This window comes from Exiguobacterium sp. s36, assembly GCF_018618345.1.
In the GTDB taxonomy this organism is placed as follows: Bacteria; Bacillota; Bacilli; order Exiguobacteriales; family Exiguobacteriaceae; genus Exiguobacterium; species Exiguobacterium chiriqhucha.
Window position 1 is genome coordinate 29,909 of sequence record NZ_JACSLW010000008.1, and the last position, 18,580, is coordinate 48,488.

An 18,580-nucleotide genomic window follows, 5' to 3' on the forward strand; every position below is an offset into this window, starting at 1 on the left:
GTGCAAGAAATGATACAACCATTCCTTCATACATTCAAACGATTTTTTGCCGAACGATTTTTTGACCAAGCCGCCATGTTGGCCTATTATTTCATCCTGTCGACGTTCCCGTTCTTACTGTTCGTACTCGGGATTGTCGGGTGGCTGCCGTTCTCGAGCGGAGACGTGATTTCCGCACTCGCCCTGGTCATGCCTGAAGCCAGCTATCGATTGCTGGAAGGGAACATCGAGGCGATTTTTGATGATTCACGGTTGCGGATTGCCTCACTCAGCATCTTGCCGGCGCTCTGGATCTCATCGATGGCGGTCCAATCGCTCGTCCGGTCGCTCAATGACGCCTATCGCCTGATTCGGAACAAGGCGTTCTGGCGGGGCGTCTTGCAAGACATCGCCGTGACGCTCGCGCTCATGTTCGTCTTGCCATTCTCGCTACTGATCCCGGTCATCGAGACCGCGCTCAGGGAGTTGGCGACACATATCATCTTTATTGACGACATCGTCGAACGCTATGCGCAAATCTGGTTCTATTTCCGTTGGATTGTCGGCACGCTCGTCCTGTTCAGCGTCTTCTTGCTCGTCTATAAGTGGTTGCCGAGCCATCGCGGCACGTTCCGCGACAGTTGGGCCGGGGCAGCGTTTGCTACCATCGGCATCTTGACAGTTTCGAACGTCTTCAGCTACTATTCACAGTATGCAAACTATGAACAGTTTTACGGTCAACTTGGTGCCTTCATCATCTTGCTGATCTGGTTTTATTTGGCGGCCTCGGTCATCCTTCTCGGGGGGCTGTTAAACGCCACGCTTATCGAACGAAAAGAAATATCCGGTTGACGTGTAAATGCTTGTTATCATTTTTTGATTCAGGGAATGATACGGTTAAGGTCACATCTTTTAATCGGAGGTGGGAAACATGGATATGCAACGGCTCGTACACAATCGTCGTTTCATCGATCAAACATTGTTTTACCTCGCCTTACAATTATGGAAGTGGGTTATGTTACTACCGGTCTTGTTCTATCTAGACGTTTCGATGAGCAGTGCCCCGTTTTCCCAGTATGTGGCGGTCAGTCTGTTGCTGTATGTGGCGTTCCGTGTCATGCAATACGTGATTGCGAGCCGGGCTTCGTTGATGGAGTTACTCGAATTCGGCTATGCGGTGCTATCGCTCGTCCTCGTCTTCTCTTTACTGCTTGAAGTCTCAGCATCGCCAGGGGCCATCGCCTTTGTGCTCGGCGTGTTCTTGGTCCATCCTTCGCTCGCCTTACACCATTACCGTGACTTCACAGAACGGAAGTGGTTGAACAAGCAGTTCCAATTGTTCAGTCCGATGCTTCGAAAAGGTGAGATTCCAGTACACGTGCTCGTGTTGACAGAGGATGAAATTATCATCACGGCAGAGAGTGGGAAAGAGTACACGTATCGGCATATCTACTGGGGCGGATTCTATATCGAAAATGTCTCATGAAGGTGGTCTAATCATTGAATAGTGTGATTGTGATGGTATTTTGGGTAGTAACGTTTATTGTGTTTTTCAAAGGGGCGTTCGATATGTGGCGAGAATGGCGTGCCACGAAACAGCGCTCGGTCCTATATTTCTTTATCGTCTTGTTGCTCACTTGGTTCTGGTTCAACCCTTACCAGCTGACGGCGCTCCATCCGTTCGTCTTGATGGCGTATTATTGGAACCGGAATCGTCGGATGCGCAACGCGATGCTCGTGCTCGTCCTCGTGCCATTCTTCATTCAACTATGGTTCATGGCGAGAGCGATGTAATTTATTCAGACCACAGACAAGATGTCTGTGGTTTTTTCTTTAATCCATTGTCACAGTCATTTATAAAACGAGCCGCGTTAGAATAAGGATACGTGACCGTGCGCAACAAAAAACGCGAGCCGAACGGCCCGCGTTTTTTGATTGATGTTATTCTTTTTTCGCAACGGCGAGTTCAGCTTCCATTTCACTGAATTCACGGGTGATCCGTTTCTGCTCACTTTGGCTCGTGAACGTACTGACGAGCACGATGGCGAGCATACTGAGGAAGAAGCCTGGCACCATTTCATAGATGACCGTCGAGAGTCCGGTGACGATCCAAACGATGACCGTGATGGCCCCGACGAGGATACCGACAAGTGCACCTTGGCGCGTCATCTTGTTCCAGTAGAGTGACAAGAGAATCGCTGGACCGAACGCTGAGCCAAAACCGGCCCAAGCATAACCGACGAGCGTCAAAATCGTGTTCGACGGGCTGAGCGACATGAGTGTCGCGACAAGTCCGACCGTCAAGACGCCGATTCGACCGGCGAGGACCATCGTTTTTTCACTGGCATCTTTATTGAAGAACTTGCGATAGAAGTCTTCTGTCAAAGCCGAAGATGTCACGAGAAGCTGCGACGATACCGTCGACATGACCGCTGCCAGAATTGCAGCGAGCAAGAATCCAGTGATGAACGGGTGGAACAATACTTCTGAGAAACGGATGAACACCGTCTCCGGGTCAGCGAGAGGATTGCCTTGACCACGGAAGTAGGCGATCCCGACAAGTCCAGTCATGACGGCACCGATGATTGAGACTGTCATCCAGCCCATACCGATACGGCGTGCCGTCTTCAATGATTTCACATCACGAATCGCCATAAAGCGGACGATGATGTGCGGTTGACCGAAGTACCCAAGTCCCCAAGCGAGGAGACCGATAATTCCGAGCGTCGTTGTTCCTTTGAACAGGTCGAACAATTCCGTGTTGATTGTCGAAGCCGTATCGACGGCGTTTGATACACCACCGACGTCAGTCAAGGCGACGACTGGGACGAGGACGAGAGCGAGGAACATGATGACACCTTGCGCAAAGTCCGTCCAACTGACGGCTGTGAAACCGCCGAACAGTGTATATAGTGCGACGACGCTAATCGTCACGATGACACCTGTCTGATAGTCGAGCCCGAATGAGCTTTCAAACAACTTCCCGCCAGAGACAAGTCCGGCTGACGTATAGAACGTGAAAAAGATGATGATGACGGATGCAGACAGGATCCGTAGCCAGTTCGAGTGATCTCGGAACCGATTCTCTAAAAAGTCAGGAATCGTGATCGAGTCATTTGCCATCTCTGTGAAGACACGTAGACGGGGAGCGACTAACAAGTAGTTCAAGTAAGCTCCGATGACCAATCCAACGGCTAACCAAATCGCTGATAATCCCGTGGCATACATTGCGCCCGGAAGTCCCATTAACATCCAACCACTCATATCCGAAGCTCCGGCTGACATGGCGGTAACACCTGGCCCCATCTTGCGGCCACCTAACATATAATCTGATGAATCGGTCGTCCGTTTATAAGCGACGTATCCGATGAGGAGCATCATCACGAGGTAAAGCGCGATGGATACCCATTCTTGCCATAACATTTGATTACCTCCTGTTTGCTTTCAATTGTGTCGATTCAATCAATCACGGTTCAATCATGTGTGTGTCTCACACAAATGAGTCAAACTTGAATGACTAGGCGAACTTGTGACTAACCATAACGGACCACGGAAATCATTGCAAACTGTCATGTTTTCATAAAAACGGCTCTAAAGCGCATAGTATCAACGGATGAGTGCATTATTTTTCGTGATTAAAGTTTAAACATTCTGACAATTAGTTATGTTCGTGACACTTCTGTGTCATCTATTTGTCATATAACTCGTCATATTTTATGTCTTTAAACGCAAACGACGGCTTCTCCCTTTGCAGAGAGAAACCGTCGTTTGATTGCTTAAATCATTCGGTGGTGAGATTGAACGCGATTTTTTCGACAGAACGCATCGTCGGGAACGTCTGTCCGGATTTGGCTTGCATCGTTACCAAGGCATATTGTTTCCCATCCCGCTCCATCAAGAACACCATCGTATAGCCCGATTCGTCGGTATAGCCGGTCTTGGTCGCTGTGACGAGTTTCGAGTAATGGATGCTCCGTTCATTGACGGCCGATCCGAGATGATACCACCAGCGTCGCTTTTGATTTCCGGCAGCATCTTTAAACTTTGCCTCATATTCATACGTTCCGGCAATCTCGACGAGTTCAGGATAAGTGCCGAACGCATACGTGATGCGAGCCATGTCGAGCGCGGTCGTATAATGATTCGGGTCGGAGTAGCCATGGGCATTCCGGAACTGGGTCCCGGTCAGTCCAAGCACTTGGGCGCGTGCGTTCATCAGTTCGACGAACTCATTCGTCGAGCCGCTCACGTACTCGGCTAGACTATTGGCCGCGTCATTTCCTGATTCGAGCAATGTCGCGTATAAGGCCTGGCGAACGGTCAAGCGGTCACCGACCGCGAGATGGACAATATGGCTGTCCCATGGGATATCCAAAGTAGATTTTTTGACGATGACGACGTTTTGATCGAGTTCTTTCTCGGCGACGGCCTTCTCATAAGCGAGAAGTGCGGTCATCAGTTTGGTCGTACTGGCCGGGAAGACGCGGTCGGCACCATTCTTGTCAATCAGCACCTGGCCATCTGTCAAATTGACGAACGCCATCGACCCGACGAGAAGTTCGGCCGTATCGGGCGACACGAGCGGTTGAGTCGTCCATGGTTTGATTGGAATCTCGGGGAACGACGGTCCTTGTTTGACCGGTACGGCGGCCGCGGCCGGCGCAACGGTTTTCGGTTCTGCTTCTTGTTTAAAGCCGATCAATGCAGGGATGATGGCAAGTAATCCAATCATGGCGAGGCCGACAAAGAGTCGCCTCATGATGTACGTGTTTCTTCGATGTCTGTGGTTTCGTTTCACTAGATAATCGCTCCTTCATTGTTTACTTTTCTACCATAATGGATGAGGCCTCCTGAAATCGTCTTCAAAATCAAGAATCAGGTCAATAATTGAGGCGTATGAAATGAATCGGAAGGGGTATACACAGTAACAGACACTTATCTTATTAGAGGAGGTACGTTTATGCATCGTCATCCGTTCACCAATTCACTCTGGCGTCAGCACAATGCGGCAACACCTTATCCGCGACTTGAGAGCTCTATTTCGTGTGACATTGTCGTCATCGGGGCAGGAATCGCCGGGCTCGTCACGGCATATGAGTTGCAACAGCGCGGCAAGCAAGTCGTCTTGCTCGAAGCGACTGAGATCGGCCGGGGGACGACCGGCCACACGACCGCGAAATGTTCCGTTCAGCATGGGACCGTCTATTCCAAATTGATTCGGACGTTCAATCAAGAGACGGCGCGCCTCTATTACGAGTTCAACGAGCAGGGACTCGCCTATTTGCGGCAACAGGTCGAGGCCGGGTTCGACATCGATTTCGAGACAAAAGATTCATATTTATATTCAATCGATGGGTCGAGTCAACTCGTCGCCGAGCGCGAGGCGTATGCACAACTTGAGCTGCCCGGGGGAGACGCGACCGAGGAAGTGAAGGCGGTCCTCCCGTTCGAGGTCAAACAAGCGATCGTCATTCGCGACCAGGCCCAGTTGCATCCGGTCAAATACTTACACGAGCTCGCCAACCGCTTCGTCGGGGCTGGCGGGAGACTCCACGAGAAGACACGGGCGACCGAAATCAGTTCGGGACCGCGCCCGATCGTCACGACGTCGACAGGGCGACGGGTCCAGGCGAATCAGGTCGTGGTCGCCACCCATTACCCGTTCAACGACATCCGGGGGCTGTACTTCTCGAAGTTTGAGGTCGAGCGTTCCTATATCGTCGCTTGTGAGACGGAACAGAGCGTCCCGGACGGTATGTATTTGAGTGTCGATCAGCCGAGCCGGTCGTTCCGTACGTTCAAGGATGGCGACAAGACGTATATGCTCGTCGGAGGCGAAGGACACTTGAGCGGACACGTCACCGAGACCCGCTCGCGCTATGACCGCTTGGACCGCTTCGCCCATGATTCGTTCGGGGCCAAGAAAGCGAGTTTCCGCTGGTCATCCCAGGATCTGATCACGTTGGACCACCTCCCGTACATCGGGCAAATGTTCAGCCGTGAGCCGGACGTGTTCGTCGCCACCGGGTTCGCCAAATGGGGGATGACGAACGGGATTGCCGGCGGACTGTTGCTGGCCGATCGACTGACCGGGCGCCCGAATCGGTTCAACGACTTATTGGACCCACAACGCTCGAAATTGAAACCGGCCGACGTCGGGCAATTCTTAAAGACAAACCTCGACACGGCCGTTCAATTCGTCAAAGGCTCACTGGAAATACCGGGTACACTCGACGACCTGCAACTTGATGAAGGCGGGATCGTCCAGGTAGACGGCAAGAAGGTCGGCGCGTACCGTGACCTCGACAACGAATGCCATCTCGTCTCGACACGATGCACCCATATGGGATGTACCGTCAATTGGAACGATGCGGAACGCTCATGGGATTGTCCGTGCCACGGTTCACGGTTCGACACGAAAGGAAACGTGTTGGAAGGACCGGCGACACAACCGCTCGCCTATGATCGGAAAATCGATGTGCCGAAACAATAGGCAACGCGGGTCGTCTATATTAAAGTAAAGAAGTAACGATATAACTGTCATAGGGGTGGAATCAGAATGGAACTAACAAAGCAGTGGCGTGACCATTTCAAACAATTGCGTGCCTTCGACGAGGCGATTTCTTTACTGTATTGGGACATGCGTACCCAGATGCCGGAACAGTCGGCACCGCTACGGGCCGAGACAATCGGTTATCTGTCGACCGAGGCGTTCAAACGCCAGACGAGCGAATCCTTCAAGGCACTGTTGGCCGAGATGACCGAGACGGAGGACTTGACACCGATCGAGTTACGTTCGGTCGCGGTCGCCAAAACCCAATATGAACGGAATGCCAAAATCCCGTCCTCAGAATATCAGGCGTATGTGACGCTCGTCTCTGAGGCTGAGACGGCGTGGGAGAAAGCGAAGGATCAGAATGACTGGCACATGTTCGCCCCATATCTCGAGAAAATCATCGGATTTCAGCGGAAGTTCGCCGACTATTTCGGCTACGAATCGCATCCGTATGACGCCCTCCTTTACGATTATGAGCCAGGGATGACCGTCGACCAGCTCGATGAATTGTTCCGGACGCTTCGTGACGAGCTCGTCCCGCTGATCCGTCAGCTGCCTGAACCGGTCCAAGGGCTCGACTGGTCGATGGACAAGGCCGTTCAGCAACGACTGTGTGAGGACTGGATGCGTGTCGTCGACTATGATTTGACGCGCGGCCGTCTCGATGCCACGGTGCATCCGTTCGAGATCACGATCAACCGTCGCGATGTGCGCATCACGACGAAATATGATGAGACCGATTTCCGTAACGCCTTGTTCGGTACGATGCATGAGGCCGGACACGCGACGTACGAACAGCAAATCGACTCGGAACTCGACGAACTCGGTCTCGGGGGCGGTGCCTCGATGGGCATCCATGAGTCACAGTCCCTCTTCTTTGAAAACTTTGTCGGACGAAGCGAGGTGTTTTTGAAGAGCGTCTATCCGCGCCTTCAATCCGAGCATCCACAGTTGCAGAACATAGATTTTGATACGTTCTATGCCGGCGTGAACGAGGCGAAACCGTCTCTCATCCGGATCGAGGCGGACGAACTGACATACAGCCTGCATATCATCATCCGCTATGAGCTTGAAAAGCAACTCATACAAGGCGATTTGTCGGTCGAGGATTTGCCAGCGGCATGGAACGCGCTCTATAAGGAATATCTAGGTGTCGATGTGCCGAGTGATGCGAAAGGCGTCCTACAAGATGTTCACTGGGCCGGCGGGTCGTTCGGCTACTTCCCGAGTTACGCCCTCGGTCTGATTTACGCCGCTCAATTGACGGAATCACTCAAGAACGAGCATCCTGACTTCGAGTCGCTCGTCAGCACGGGCACGTTCGGTCCAATCAAACAATGGCTCGAGGACAATGTCCACCGCCATGGTAAAGCGCTGACACCGAACGAACTCATCAAGCAAGTGACCGGAGAGGACATCTCGGTCCGCCCGCTCATCCGCTATTTGACGAACAAATACAAAACGAACTGAGGCGGAAACGAATGAAACTTTTCGCGCACCGAGGGGTGATGGCCCATCATCCGGAGAATACGATGACGGCGTTCCGGGCCGCACTCGACGCACAAAGCGATGGGATTGAGGCGGACGTGCACATGACAAAGGACGGAAAGCTCGTCCTTATCCACGATGAGACAATCGACCGGACGACGGACGGACACGGTCAAGTCGCTACGATGGGCTTGTCGGACCTGCGCCGCGTCAACGCCGGCGTCAAGTTTGAGGTAGAGGAGAAAATTCCGACGTTAGAAGAGTTGCTCGAGCTATGCCGGGGGACATCGCTCCGTCTCAATCTCGAGGTCAAGACCGATATCGAACGCTATCCCGGAATCGAGGAACGGCTGATTGACGTCATCGTCAATCAACGCCTCCCTGTCGAGCAGGTCGTGTTCTCTTCTTTCAACCATACGACGTTGAACCGGTTGAACCAGCTGGCACCAGAGTTCGAATGCGCCGTGCTCTTGGCGCAACCGCTCTACGATCTCGCCGCATACTGTGAGAAGATCGGGGCGACGGCTGTACATCCGCACGTCCGGACGTTGACCGATGATGAAATCCTCCAGCTTCACCAGGTCGGGCTTGTGGTACGGCCTTATACCGTCAAAACGGTGCCTGATCTCGAACGCTTCCGGCGTCTCGGCGTCGATGCGGTGTTCGTCAACGACATCGAATGGGCAAAAGCATATTCAACCCCGTAACGTTACGCGTTACGGGGTTTTTAAATAATAGGGAAGGGGAAGTCTGATTAATGTAAAGAAAGCGGTTCCAATCGAATGCGCTCACCAGCATATTGAGAGCACACCGTCACCTTTACGCCGTTGCTCCGTTGTCTTAAATTTAAGATGTCACCAGCTACATAGCAATCAGATGTAGCACACATTGCAGCACCGCATCAAACTTGTTGTATACAGTCAATCGGTCAACCCAAGCAGAAAAAGGAGGAAATTTCACATGAAGAAATTGATGTCTTTACTTGGTACACTCGCCTTGGCGTTCGCACTCATCGTGCCGGTCAGTGCAGATGGACACGAGAACGCGATGGTACGTGTACTCCACGCTTCACCTGACGCACCTGCAGTAGATGTGTACGTCAACGGTGAAGTCGCGGTCGAAGGCGCAGAGTTCAAAGCGCTCACAGACTACTTGACTCTCCCGGCTGGAGATTACAACGTGGAAATCAAGCCAGCTGGTGATGCAGAGACGGTCGTCGTTGCGGCAGACCTCTCAATCGAAGCAGGAAAATTCTACACAGCGGCAGCAATTGGTCAACTTGAAAACATCGAGATTGCAGCAATGGAAGACGATGCGAACTTCGAAGATGGAAAATCGAAAGTCCGCGTCGCTCACTTCGCACCTGACGCACCGGCAGTCGATGTCGCTCCTAAAGGCGGCGACCCACTCTTCTCGAACCTCGAGTTCAAAGCAGTAAGTGACTACGGTACACTCGACGCTGGCACGTATGACCTTGAAGTTCGTCCGGCCGGCGCGACTGACGTCGTGAAGGCACTTGACGGTGTCGCTCTCGAAGGCGGTAAAAACTACACGGCATTCGCCATCGGACTCCTTGAAGGCGAACCAGCGTTTGAAGTCCTTCTCGCAGCAGACGGTGGGGAAATGGCTGGAGCACCTGACACAGGTCAAGGTGGTCTCGCTCAGACAGCATCGATGAACTGGTTGCTCGCAGCAGCGGTTCTTGGTGCAGCAGCAGCTGGCTTCTACGTCTTTCGTCGTCAGAAGCAAGACGCTTAAACTACTCTTCATCGGATCGTTATCGTTCCTTATGATTTCACCGGGCGCAGACGCACCGGATGCGGACGCGAAATTGACGACGGTCGGCTTCGCCGAACCGCTCGTCCTAGAAACGACCGAAATTGATCGGCAGTCATTCCGTACCGACACATTTATCCCAAAACGACTGAAGATTCCGTCAATTGATGTCAACGCGGTCATCCAACCGGTCGGGAAAGACCGACTCGACCGGATGGATACCCCGACGGAGACAGATGAGGTCGGCTGGTATCGGTACGGGGCGAAAGCAGGGGCGACCGGAAACGTGGTATTATCTGGTCATCTCGATGACCTCAGTGGTCCGGCCATCTTCGCGAACCTTGGCGACTTACGCCTCGGAGAATCGGTGACGCTCCAGCGTGGCAAAAAGGCAATCGCGTATGAAGTCGTTTCCGTCGAACGGTATCGGCTCGAAGACGTCCCGCTCGCCTCGATTTTTGCGGCGACCCAGGCGGAACGGCTCCAGCTAATCACTTGTGCGGGCCCTTATGACCCAGAGTATGGATACCGGGACCGAATCGTCGTCACGGCGATCGTCAAGTCTTGAATCAAGAATGAACCCGAGTGTGGTCCAACCATACTCGGGTTTTTTGTTGTAGCGTGGCGAAACAAAAAACGACCAGGCCGCAATAATCGGCCCAGTCGTTCTTATGCGTCCATTCGGTCAAGCAGTCTTGACAGAAGAATCAATTCGTCATCTGAGAAATCGGTGAACACGTCCATCAAATACTCGATTTTCATGTCTTCCAGTGTCTCGAACAGGGCACGGCCTTCTTCAGTCGCTTGCAATTCGACGACACGACGATCACGTTCGCTGCGTTCGCGGGAGATCAACCCTTTTTTCGTGAGTTCATCCGCGAGAGCGGTAATCATCGAAGCCGAGAATTGGAACTCGTTCGATAGAGCCGAGGCGATTTGAGGACTGTTTTGACAAAGCGAGCGGAGAATGAAAAATTCGTTTCGCGTCAAGTATTGTGAGAACATCGACCGGAGGTTCTTTTTCACTCCGCGATAGTTCATGCGAATCCCTCGCTCAGCATCGGCGACGAGCTGACGGCGGGATGCTGTTTGTACAGGTGTTGTCATCCTCAAGAATACCTCCTACATAAAATATCATTATTTGCATATATTTCAGAACATAAAAACATTCTACAACAAAAACATGAAGTCTGTAAAGTTATGATGGCTCTTCGCGGGTACGAAGTTCTTGGATGACCTCGTCGTAATGTTTCAAATCCGGATAGAAGCGTCGGAAGAAGAACTCGATCTGCTGGTCATCGCCTTCTGCGAGCAATTTCGCGAGGACGGCATAGACGACACCCATCCCTTGACGGGGCAGGAGAGACGATGGCAACAGCGTCGCACATTGGATAGCCCGATTGAAGTAAAGGTCGAGCGTGTCGCTCAAGTCCTGGAACGTGCGAATCTCCGCGTAATGGAACATACGCGTCAGCTCGATGATCGTCGACAAGTCGGTGTCGAGCAGCCAATCGCTCTGGAAGATGGCGTTGTCAAGCTTCTCGACGGTGACGTCATTGGCGATATAGTAATTCAAATTATCTCGCGTGATACTCACCTTATCGGGCGATTCGACGATCCGTTCGACGGTCTCTTGTTCGAACGTCCGCAACTGTTTGCGGATATTGACGAACTCGGAGTCGGCAATCTCGAGGAGCCCGGCGACACGGCTGAAGCTGCGCTTGATTTCCGGTGGCACGGCGTTCGGGTTCTTATAACCGAGGTCATGCTCGATTTCGGCCCACGCGTGCTGCAAGATGGACCGGACTTGAATCTCGGCTTCTTTGTCCTCATAGCGACGGTACTCCCCGAGGGCGAGCCGCGTGTCGCTCAAGCCGACGACGTAATGGACCGACAAATAACCGAACTCATTCGGGTCGAGCAACGTGGATTTATCAATCGACTGTTCGCGGTCTATCCGGAACTCATCCTCGAGGATTTGGGCCACGGCACGGACATCGTCGTGGAAATAGGTCACGATCCGAATCCCCGCCAAATCCTGGACGTCGCGCAACGACCGGTATTGATACGGTTTGCGGGATAACTTGGCATACAGGCTCTCGGCTTCCTTCGCCCGGGCGACGATCGAGTGGAACTGGATGCCGGCGTCGTTCAACAGCTCGCTGAGGAGTAACTTCAGCTTGGCTGCGAACGCCTCGTAATCTTCTTTCTCATTCATATAGTCGAGCATGATCGTGTTCATATCCTGTCTCGGCATCAACATCACTCCTTGTCTCATTATATGTAGTATAGCATCAAAGAAATCGGTGTCGCATCTGTTGTCCGCCCCTATGATACAATACGGTTTGGAACGGGAAGGAGTGTCACGGGTGAGAGTGAGCCATACGTTGAAATCGACCGAGCGCGAGAAGCTCGAGATTGTTGCCGGGTTGTTACAACAAGCAGGCTATCGGTCTGGAAAGATCGACTGGCAGACCGGCATCAATATCGTTCGGGTCAGTCGCGAAGATGTGTCGTCTGAATCGGACGAACGGACCCGCATCCAAGGCATCGTCGACCATTTCGGGATCGAGGACTGGAGCGCCACGTTTTCTTGAACCCCTCTTTTTCAAATCGCTGGACGAAATGGGTTTTGTGACTCATTTTTCGGGAATAGTATATTATTCGATTATAGATCAGCGGACGTTTAGGAGGATGAATATGTTAGAAACAAGAATCGTGCGGGATATGACCTCGGTCGACCATGAAGTGAACGGGATGGTGTCAGGGGGATGTGTCAACGAGCACATTTACTTATTTGCGAGAGATGAAGAATTGACGGTGCGGCTCGCTGCAGAAGCGGGTGTGCAACCATACCGCATCACTGAAAAAGGGCTGTGGGAGTCGCTCATGTCGAAGTTTACAAAAAATTCGGATGACCGGATCGAGCAGCTCGAGAGCCTCGGTCTGACGAAAGAGATGGTCGAATCGCTCGAAGGAGAGATTCAGGCCGGGAAAATCGTCCTCGTCTGCGACAAGTCATAAAAAGAGCCGGAACTGACCTCGTCAGTTTCGGCTCTTTTCGTCATTTCGTCTCGTAATAGGCGTTCACGATCCGGCGTAGCGACCGTTCGTTCAAATCGAGCGGTTTGAACCCAGCGTCCTGCAACAGACGTTTCGTATTGGCGTCGTCGAACGCGATATCGCGATTCAAGTAAGGATTGAACACCTTCACCATCTCGTTGAACGTCTGCTCGGCTTGGCTGAGCGAAGACGTCGCCGTCTCCGTGATCTTCAAGTGCGGGAACGCAAGTGCTTGCTTCATATAGTCGAGCATGGTCACGTTGCGCGGCGGGGCATCGTTCGTCACGTTATAGATGGTGTCCGGTTTGGCGTGTTCGATGGCAGCGAGGAGCACATCGGCCACATAATCGACCGGGACGAGGTTCGACGTGCCGGTCTCAGAGCCGAGGAGACGGATCGGTCCATCCGGTGCCCCACGGCGCTCGAGGCGGCGCTTGAACACCTCGAGGGCGCGCATATAGCCGTACATCGTGAACTTCGAGTCGGCCTCACCGGTTTTCGAGTCACCGACGATGATGGCGGGACGGAAAATCGAGACGTCGAGGTGGTCCCGTTCCGCCCAGACGGCCTGTTCGGCGTGCGCCTTGCTCTCCTCGTACGGATTATGGAACGTCTGGTCGGTCGCATACAACGTCTCATCGCCGACCTCGCGTGCTCCGAGCGTGTACGCCGTGCTGACGTGGAAGAAGCGAGGGCAATGCAGCGCCTTTGCGAGCGCGAGCGCTTGTCTCGTCCCGGTCAAATTCGTCTCGAACAGTTCCTCACGGAGCTCCTCATCGAATTTGACGAGGGCCGCCATGTGGAGCACCAAGTCGAAGGAACGGTCATGGTCGGTGATGAACCGCTCGTCTGCTCCGAGGAACGGGGCCGTCAAATCCCCGGCCAGGACAGTGATGGAGCGACGTTCGTCCCGTGAGAACATCGCCTCCACTTTCTCAGGTGTACGGGCGAGGACGCACAGCGTATGCCCACGATGAATCAGCTCGCGGGCGAGCCGTCCTCCCAAAAATCCGGTCGCACCGGTCATAAAAATATTCACAGCGTTCTTCCTCTCTTTTCAGTCTCTCCCCATCATAACAAGTGGCAACGGAATGAGCCACTTTCAACCTAAAGAATAAAATTAGGGGTTTAACAATTTTTAAAGTCGGTTATGACTTAAGGAGAAGCGTACGCAAGGTACGTCATGACAGTGTTGATCTGTCAAATAACTTAAGTGAGGTTTTTTAGAATCATGGCTAATCTATTCGGAACAGACAAGGATGGCAACAGGAAGAAGCAAGAAGAGATTGAAAAAACGGTTCAGGAGAAAGGGATCACACAAATCCACATGTACTTCTCCGACGTGCTTGGAGACTTGAAGCTACTGACTCTCTCTGCAAAATTGTTGCCGGAAGTCTTTGAAGGGAAGACGATGTTTGACGGTTCATCCATCGCCGGTTTTTCTTCCATCAAAAACTCAGACCTATTCTTGAGACCGGATTTAGATCGTCCACGCTACGAGCAGGATGGGGACGAGAGCATTCTCGCCTTTTTCTGTGACGTCTGCACACCGGACGGCGAACGTTACGAGTTCGACCCGCGCAACGTCTTGAAGGATGCCCTCGAGCGGGCTGCACGTGACGGCTACTCGATTTTCGTCGGCGCTGAGCCGGAATTCTTCATCTTCGACGAGAATGGTGAATTTTACGATGAGGCGGGTTACTTCTCGACACGTTCGGAAGACAAAGGGTATGAGGTCCGCCAACATATCGCCAACCGCTTGAGCGAAGTCGGTTTCAACATCGAGGCGGTCCACCACGAAGTCGCACCGGCCCAGCACGAAATCGGCATCAAATATGATGACGCGCTCCACACGGCCGACAACATCCAGTTCTTCAAAGAAATCGTTCAATTGGCAGCCCAAGAGAAAGGTGCAAAAGTGTCATTCTTGCCGAAACCGCTCCGTGACGTGAACGGTTCGGGGATGCACCTCAACATCTCGGTTTGGAAGAACGACAAGGACGGCAACCCGACTGTAAACGCATTCGAAGAGCCGGAGTCGGATTACGGTCTATCGCTCACGGCCCGTCACTTCATCGAAGGGATTCTGAAGCATGCCCGCGCAACGGCTATCTTCACGAACCCGCTCCCAGAGTCGTACGAGCGTCTCGTGCCAGGTTTCGAGGCACCGGTCAACATCTGTTGGAGCCCGTCGAACCGCAGTTCGATGATTCGGATTCCGGCGTCCCGCGGAAGCGCGACGCGCGTCGAAGTCCGTAACCCAGACCCGAGTGCGAACCCGTACTTCGCGCTTGCGTCATTGATTTATGCCGGACTCGAGGGCATCGAGCAACAGCTCGAGCCGTCGGCACCGAACGAGGACGACTTGTTCGAGTACTCGGCGAAGCAGATTGAAAGCCAAGGCATCTCGTCACTCCCGGCGACGTTCCATGAGTCGATTCAATCGCTCAAGTCGGACCGGTTCCATGATTACTTCAACCATGACTTGATCGACCGCTACTTGTCGCTCATCCAAGTCCGTAAATAAGCAACGTATACAAAAGCCCATTCCTCGGCCGAGGAATGGGCTTTTACGCTTAATGAATCCCGCGCATATACTTTTTGATGACCGGGGCGAGAGCGAACAAAATCATACTGAGTACAATCGCTGCTCCACCGATAATCCCGAAGTAGAGCATCTCGTTCTCTGGTGAATAGAAACGAACGAGCTGGGCGTTAATCCCTTGTGCCGCCGCGTTCGACAAGAACCAGAGTGACATCGTCTGGGCCGAGAAGGCAGCCGGGGCGAGTTTCGTCGTCGCCGACAGACCGACCGGCGACAGGCTGAGCTCACCGAGCACGACGATGAAGTAACTGAGGACGAGCCAGAGCGGATTGACGAGCGTGTCCGGGCCACCGAAGTAGGCCGGGAGCAAGATCACCAAGAAACTTAACCCTGCGAACAAAATCCCGAAGGCGAACTTCGTGGGGATGCTCGGCTCACGGTCACCGAGTCGGACCCAAAGCCATGCGAACACCGGAGCGAGCATGATGATGAACAACGGGTTGAGCGACTGGAACCAGGCCGGTGACAGCGTGAACCCTAAAAATTCAAGGTCGGTCCGCTTATCCGCATAACTGGCCAAAATCGTTGCGCCTTGCTCTTGAATCGCCCAGAACATGACCGAGGCGATGAAGAGCGGAATATAGGCGATAATCCGTGACCGCTCGACTTCCGTCGTTTTCGGGCTGCGATACATGACGATGAAATAAATCGTCGGAATCGCGATCCCGAACACACCGACGAGACCGATGAACGTGTTAATCGTGAACAACCCTTGTGGAATCAACACGGCCAACAGACCACCGATGAGCACGACTGCGATCGTCGTATACTTGATTGCGTTTTTCTTTTCAGACGGTGTCAACGGGTTCGGTACGTATGAACCGGCGAGACCAAGGTTCTTTTTCTTCGTGACCATGAAGACGACGAGACCGATGAACATCCCGACCGCGGCGAGCGCGAAGCCCCAATGGAAGCCATAACTCTTTTGAACCCCTCCGACGATCAAAGGCGAGATGAAGGCACCGAGGTTGATCCCCATATAGAAGATACTGAACCCGGCGTCACGACGACGGTCCGTCTCATTGTATAAATCACCGACGATACTCGAGACGTTCGGTTTCAAGAGACCGGTCCCGATGACGATCAACGCCATTGAGATGAACAAGAACGTCAGGCTACCCGGAATCGACAGTACGATATGACCGAGCATGATGAACACACCGCCGAAGAAGACGGCCCGGGACGTCCCGAACACACGGTCAGCGAGCCATCCCCCGATGACCCCCGACATGTAGACGAGTGCGCCATACACCGACATGATGGACAAGGCGACGTTCTGGTCGAGACCGAGACCGCCATCTGATACCTCGTAATACATGTAGAAGACGAGGATGGCACGCATCCCGTAATACGAGAACCGTTCCCAAAACTCAGTGAAGAATAGCGTGAACAACCCTTTCGGCTGTCCGAAAAAACCTTTTTGTGGCACGCTGTCCACAATTTTCTGTTTATCGATCCTTTCCATGAAAGATCCCTCCTTAACCGTATTATCATAAAAAGAATCATTATGTTTGTAAAGAATAATAGAAGCAAATATTCAAAATTTAACGAATTTGCAACGAATTAAAAAATCACACTAAACGACTAGGTTCAGTGTGATTTATATAGGTCAAGCCGTCTTTTGTTTCGCTTCGGCCGCACTGACGCGACGTCCGAGCTGCCAGTAGATGAGGCCTGACACACAACTGGCCGCCCCGACGAGGATTAAGGCGATATGTCCGGCCCGCTGGTCAAAGAACAGGCTCGCCATGATCGGAGCCGTCACCCCGCCAATCAACCATTGGATACTGGCGGCCCCATTATAGGCCCCACGCATATTCTCCGGAGCGATCAAGGCGATGAACGTCTGTTGGACCGGGGACATGATCATCTCGCCAAGCGTATAGAACGCGTATACCGCGAGCAAGACGCTCACGAGGACGAGGTACGGTGTCCCTATGGAGTAGAGGAGACGCGGCATGACCGCGATCAAGATCATGCCGACCCCGAAGATGATCGCCCCGGCGAGCATGACGTTACCGAATGGCTTGCGTCCAAGTTTCGAGGCAATCGGGAACTGGAACAACACGACCATGATGCCGTTCAAGGCGAGCATATAGGCGAACGGGTTTTCACGGTCGGTGAACGACGGCATCGACTCGCGCAAGAACAGCGGCAGCATGCTCTCGATGAGCGAGAAGCCCATCGAGATGAACACACCGGCGAAGATGAAGACGAGGAACACCTTATCGTTATAGAACACCCGTAGGACGTCCCGGTTAGACGGTGTATCGGCCTCGGTCGTCTCCGGGAGCGACTCCCGGATGAAGCGGCCGAGGACGAGCGCATAAAGGATAAAGACGAATGACGCCGAGAAGAAGATATACTGCCGGTCGATGAACAGGACGGCGCTGCCGAGGAGCGGGCCGAGCGCCGCCCCGATGTTATGGCCCATCCGCAACAGGCCGAACGCCTCGTTCATCTGTTCGGGCTCGGTCACGTCCGCCACCATCGCGCTCGCGGCCGGATGGAACAACGAGTTCGTCAAACCGAGCATGGCGTTCAAAATGAGGAGCGGCCAGAACGTCTCGGCGAACGCGAAACCTACGAGCGCGAGCGCGTCGCCGAGGATGGCGATCATCATGATTGGTTTGCGGCCATACAAATCTGCGAGCCGTCCGCCGACGACCGAACCGATGAGGGCCATGATCGGACCGGTCGCCATGATGACACCGACCTGGATATAACTGTCGAGCTTGTCGCTGTAATAGAGGACAAGGAACGGCGCGATCATGAACATCATGACGCCGGTGATCGTCTCCCCGAGGAAGCGGATCCAAATATTGCGGTCGAGTCGTTTGAGTGATTGAATCATTAGGTTCACCTGCTTTAATTATTGGAATGTAAAAAGGGACGCAGCATGCACAAAGGCATACGCGTCCCTACGATCTTAGACATGCCTCGGAAGGCAGGCGAACGTCACGGATTCAAATCACGGAGAGGCGCCTGCCGGTCAATATGGACTTGGACGTGCGAGCGTTGAATGACTGACATCGGTACCTCTCCTTTCTGCATTGGACTGTCTTCTCTTCAAGATTATGATATTTCTGTGAAATGTGTCAACCTAAATCATC

General features: G+C 53.0%; 18 protein-coding genes. 11 read left to right on the forward strand and 7 right to left on the reverse strand.

Translation table 11 applies throughout. The features are described 5' to 3' along the window. Positions 1–9 precede the first annotated feature (9 nt). The 3 genes from KNP95_RS13775 (at position 10) to KNP95_RS13785 (ending at position 1,773) form a co-directional block, all read left to right on the forward strand. The gene (locus tag KNP95_RS13775; RefSeq protein WP_131471179.1) at positions 10–831 is read left to right on the forward strand and encodes a YihY/virulence factor BrkB family protein; all 822 of its coding nucleotides are present in this window, start codon (positions 10–12) and stop codon (positions 829–831) included. Positions 832–910: 79 nt separating this feature from the next. Further along, the gene (locus KNP95_RS13780; protein ID WP_021067503.1) at positions 911–1,465 is read left to right on the forward strand and encodes a hypothetical protein; all 555 of its coding nucleotides are present in this window, start codon (positions 911–913) and stop codon (positions 1,463–1,465) included. Between the two features lie 83 nt (positions 1,466–1,548). Then, the gene (locus tag KNP95_RS13785) at positions 1,549–1,773 is read left to right on the forward strand and encodes a hypothetical protein (RefSeq protein ID WP_251026068.1); all 225 of its coding nucleotides are present in this window, start codon (positions 1,549–1,551) and stop codon (positions 1,771–1,773) included. 147 nt (positions 1,774–1,920) lie between these two features. Here KNP95_RS13785 and putP read toward each other — a convergent pair whose 3' ends face one another. Beyond that, a complete protein-coding gene (gene putP, locus KNP95_RS13790; protein ID WP_214837850.1) occupies positions 1,921–3,402 on the reverse strand; it encodes a sodium/proline symporter PutP in 1,482 nt (493 codons plus the stop codon). A gap of 358 nt (positions 3,403–3,760) precedes the next feature. Next, positions 3,761–4,738, reverse strand: a complete 978-nt coding sequence (locus KNP95_RS13795; RefSeq protein WP_214720013.1) for a D-alanyl-D-alanine carboxypeptidase family protein — start codon at positions 4,736–4,738, stop codon at positions 3,761–3,763. Between the two features lie 201 nt (positions 4,739–4,939). Here KNP95_RS13795 and KNP95_RS13800 point away from each other — a divergent pair, with 201 nt between their 5' ends. The 5 genes from KNP95_RS13800 (at position 4,940) to KNP95_RS13820 (ending at position 10,367) form a co-directional block, all read left to right on the forward strand. Continuing rightward, positions 4,940–6,472: an FAD-dependent oxidoreductase gene (locus KNP95_RS13800; RefSeq protein ID WP_214837853.1), complete on the forward strand. Its 1,533-nt coding sequence runs from the start codon at positions 4,940–4,942 to the stop codon at positions 6,470–6,472. Positions 6,473–6,538: 66 nt separating this feature from the next. Beyond that, entirely contained in the window at positions 6,539–8,005 is a 1,467-nt protein-coding gene (locus KNP95_RS13805; protein ID WP_214837856.1) for a carboxypeptidase M32, read from the forward strand. An 11-nt stretch (positions 8,006–8,016) separates the two neighbouring features. Next, entirely contained in the window at positions 8,017–8,730 is a 714-nt protein-coding gene (locus KNP95_RS13810) for a glycerophosphodiester phosphodiesterase (RefSeq protein ID WP_214837858.1), read from the forward strand. Between the two features lie 253 nt (positions 8,731–8,983). Continuing rightward, the gene (locus KNP95_RS13815; RefSeq protein WP_021067496.1) at positions 8,984–9,781 is read left to right on the forward strand and encodes a DUF4397 domain-containing protein; all 798 of its coding nucleotides are present in this window, start codon (positions 8,984–8,986) and stop codon (positions 9,779–9,781) included. Next, complete coding sequence (locus KNP95_RS13820; protein ID WP_353048996.1) at positions 9,729–10,367, forward strand: class F sortase; 639 nt, start codon at positions 9,729–9,731, stop codon at positions 10,365–10,367. The genes KNP95_RS13815 and KNP95_RS13820 overlap by 53 nt, the downstream gene beginning before the upstream one ends. Before the next feature lie 101 nt (positions 10,368–10,468). Here KNP95_RS13820 and KNP95_RS13825 read toward each other — a convergent pair whose 3' ends face one another. Beyond that, complete coding sequence (locus KNP95_RS13825) at positions 10,469–10,906, reverse strand: MarR family winged helix-turn-helix transcriptional regulator (RefSeq protein ID WP_021067494.1); 438 nt, start codon at positions 10,904–10,906, stop codon at positions 10,469–10,471. Between the two features lie 91 nt (positions 10,907–10,997). Further along, positions 10,998–12,056 (reverse strand): GTP pyrophosphokinase, encoded by a 1,059-nt coding sequence (locus KNP95_RS13830; RefSeq protein WP_021067493.1) that lies wholly within the window; start codon positions 12,054–12,056, stop codon positions 10,998–11,000. A 112-nt stretch (positions 12,057–12,168) separates the two neighbouring features. Between KNP95_RS13830 and KNP95_RS13835 the strand changes: the two genes are divergently transcribed. Continuing rightward, positions 12,169–12,396 carry a hypothetical protein gene (locus KNP95_RS13835; RefSeq protein ID WP_021067492.1) on the forward strand — a complete coding sequence of 76 codons (228 nt, stop codon included), beginning with the start codon at positions 12,169–12,171 and terminating at the stop codon, positions 12,394–12,396. Positions 12,397–12,499: 103 nt separating this feature from the next. After that, positions 12,500–12,823 (forward strand): YflT domain-containing protein, encoded by a 324-nt coding sequence (locus KNP95_RS13840; RefSeq protein ID WP_021067491.1) that lies wholly within the window; start codon positions 12,500–12,502, stop codon positions 12,821–12,823. A gap of 40 nt (positions 12,824–12,863) precedes the next feature. Here the strand turns inward: KNP95_RS13840 and KNP95_RS13845 are convergent, their stop codons facing one another. Further along, complete coding sequence (locus tag KNP95_RS13845; RefSeq protein WP_214714910.1) at positions 12,864–13,901, reverse strand: SDR family oxidoreductase; 1,038 nt, start codon at positions 13,899–13,901, stop codon at positions 12,864–12,866. A 192-nt stretch (positions 13,902–14,093) separates the two neighbouring features. Between KNP95_RS13845 and KNP95_RS13850 the strand changes: the two genes are divergently transcribed. After that, the gene (locus KNP95_RS13850) at positions 14,094–15,389 is read left to right on the forward strand and encodes a glutamine synthetase family protein (protein ID WP_214837861.1); all 1,296 of its coding nucleotides are present in this window, start codon (positions 14,094–14,096) and stop codon (positions 15,387–15,389) included. Between the two features lie 49 nt (positions 15,390–15,438). On the opposite strand, the gene KNP95_RS13855 is transcribed toward KNP95_RS13850, so the two are convergent. Both KNP95_RS13855 and KNP95_RS13860 read right to left on the reverse strand, forming a co-directional pair. Next, positions 15,439–16,932: a peptide MFS transporter gene (locus KNP95_RS13855; RefSeq protein WP_021067488.1), complete on the reverse strand. Its 1,494-nt coding sequence runs from the start codon at positions 16,930–16,932 to the stop codon at positions 15,439–15,441. A 144-nt stretch (positions 16,933–17,076) separates the two neighbouring features. Continuing rightward, complete coding sequence (locus KNP95_RS13860; protein ID WP_214837864.1) at positions 17,077–18,321, reverse strand: MDR family MFS transporter; 1,245 nt, start codon at positions 18,319–18,321, stop codon at positions 17,077–17,079. Positions 18,322–18,580 lie beyond the last annotated feature (259 nt).

What these genes read in the sequence shown, in the direction of transcription:
- KNP95_RS13775 (WP_131471179.1), top strand. Translation starts at nt 10, where the DNA reads ATGATACAACCATTCCTTCATACATTCAAACGATTTTTTGCCGAACGA.
- KNP95_RS13780 (WP_021067503.1), top strand. Translation starts at nt 911, where the DNA reads ATGGATATGCAACGGCTCGTACACAATCGTCGTTTCATCGATCAAACA.
- KNP95_RS13785 (WP_251026068.1), top strand. Translation starts at nt 1,549, where the DNA reads ATGTGGCGAGAATGGCGTGCCACGAAACAGCGCTCGGTCCTATATTTC.
- putP (WP_214837850.1), bottom strand. Translation starts at nt 3,402, where the DNA reads ATGTTATGGCAAGAATGGGTATCCATCGCGCTTTACCTCGTGATGATG.
- KNP95_RS13795 (WP_214720013.1), bottom strand. Translation starts at nt 4,738, where the DNA reads ATGAGGCGACTCTTTGTCGGCCTCGCCATGATTGGATTACTTGCCATC.
- KNP95_RS13800 (WP_214837853.1), top strand. Translation starts at nt 4,940, where the DNA reads ATGCATCGTCATCCGTTCACCAATTCACTCTGGCGTCAGCACAATGCG.
- KNP95_RS13805 (WP_214837856.1), top strand. Translation starts at nt 6,539, where the DNA reads ATGGAACTAACAAAGCAGTGGCGTGACCATTTCAAACAATTGCGTGCC.
- KNP95_RS13810 (WP_214837858.1), top strand. Translation starts at nt 8,017, where the DNA reads ATGAAACTTTTCGCGCACCGAGGGGTGATGGCCCATCATCCGGAGAAT.
- KNP95_RS13815 (WP_021067496.1), top strand. Translation starts at nt 8,984, where the DNA reads ATGAAGAAATTGATGTCTTTACTTGGTACACTCGCCTTGGCGTTCGCA.
- KNP95_RS13825 (WP_021067494.1), bottom strand. Translation starts at nt 10,906, where the DNA reads ATGACAACACCTGTACAAACAGCATCCCGCCGTCAGCTCGTCGCCGAT.
- KNP95_RS13830 (WP_021067493.1), bottom strand. Translation starts at nt 12,056, where the DNA reads ATGCCGAGACAGGATATGAACACGATCATGCTCGACTATATGAATGAG.
- KNP95_RS13840 (WP_021067491.1), top strand. Translation starts at nt 12,500, where the DNA reads ATGTTAGAAACAAGAATCGTGCGGGATATGACCTCGGTCGACCATGAA.
- KNP95_RS13850 (WP_214837861.1), top strand. Translation starts at nt 14,094, where the DNA reads ATGGCTAATCTATTCGGAACAGACAAGGATGGCAACAGGAAGAAGCAA.
- KNP95_RS13855 (WP_021067488.1), bottom strand. Translation starts at nt 16,932, where the DNA reads ATGGAAAGGATCGATAAACAGAAAATTGTGGACAGCGTGCCACAAAAA.
- KNP95_RS13860 (WP_214837864.1), bottom strand. Translation starts at nt 18,321, where the DNA reads ATGATTCAATCACTCAAACGACTCGACCGCAATATTTGGATCCGCTTC.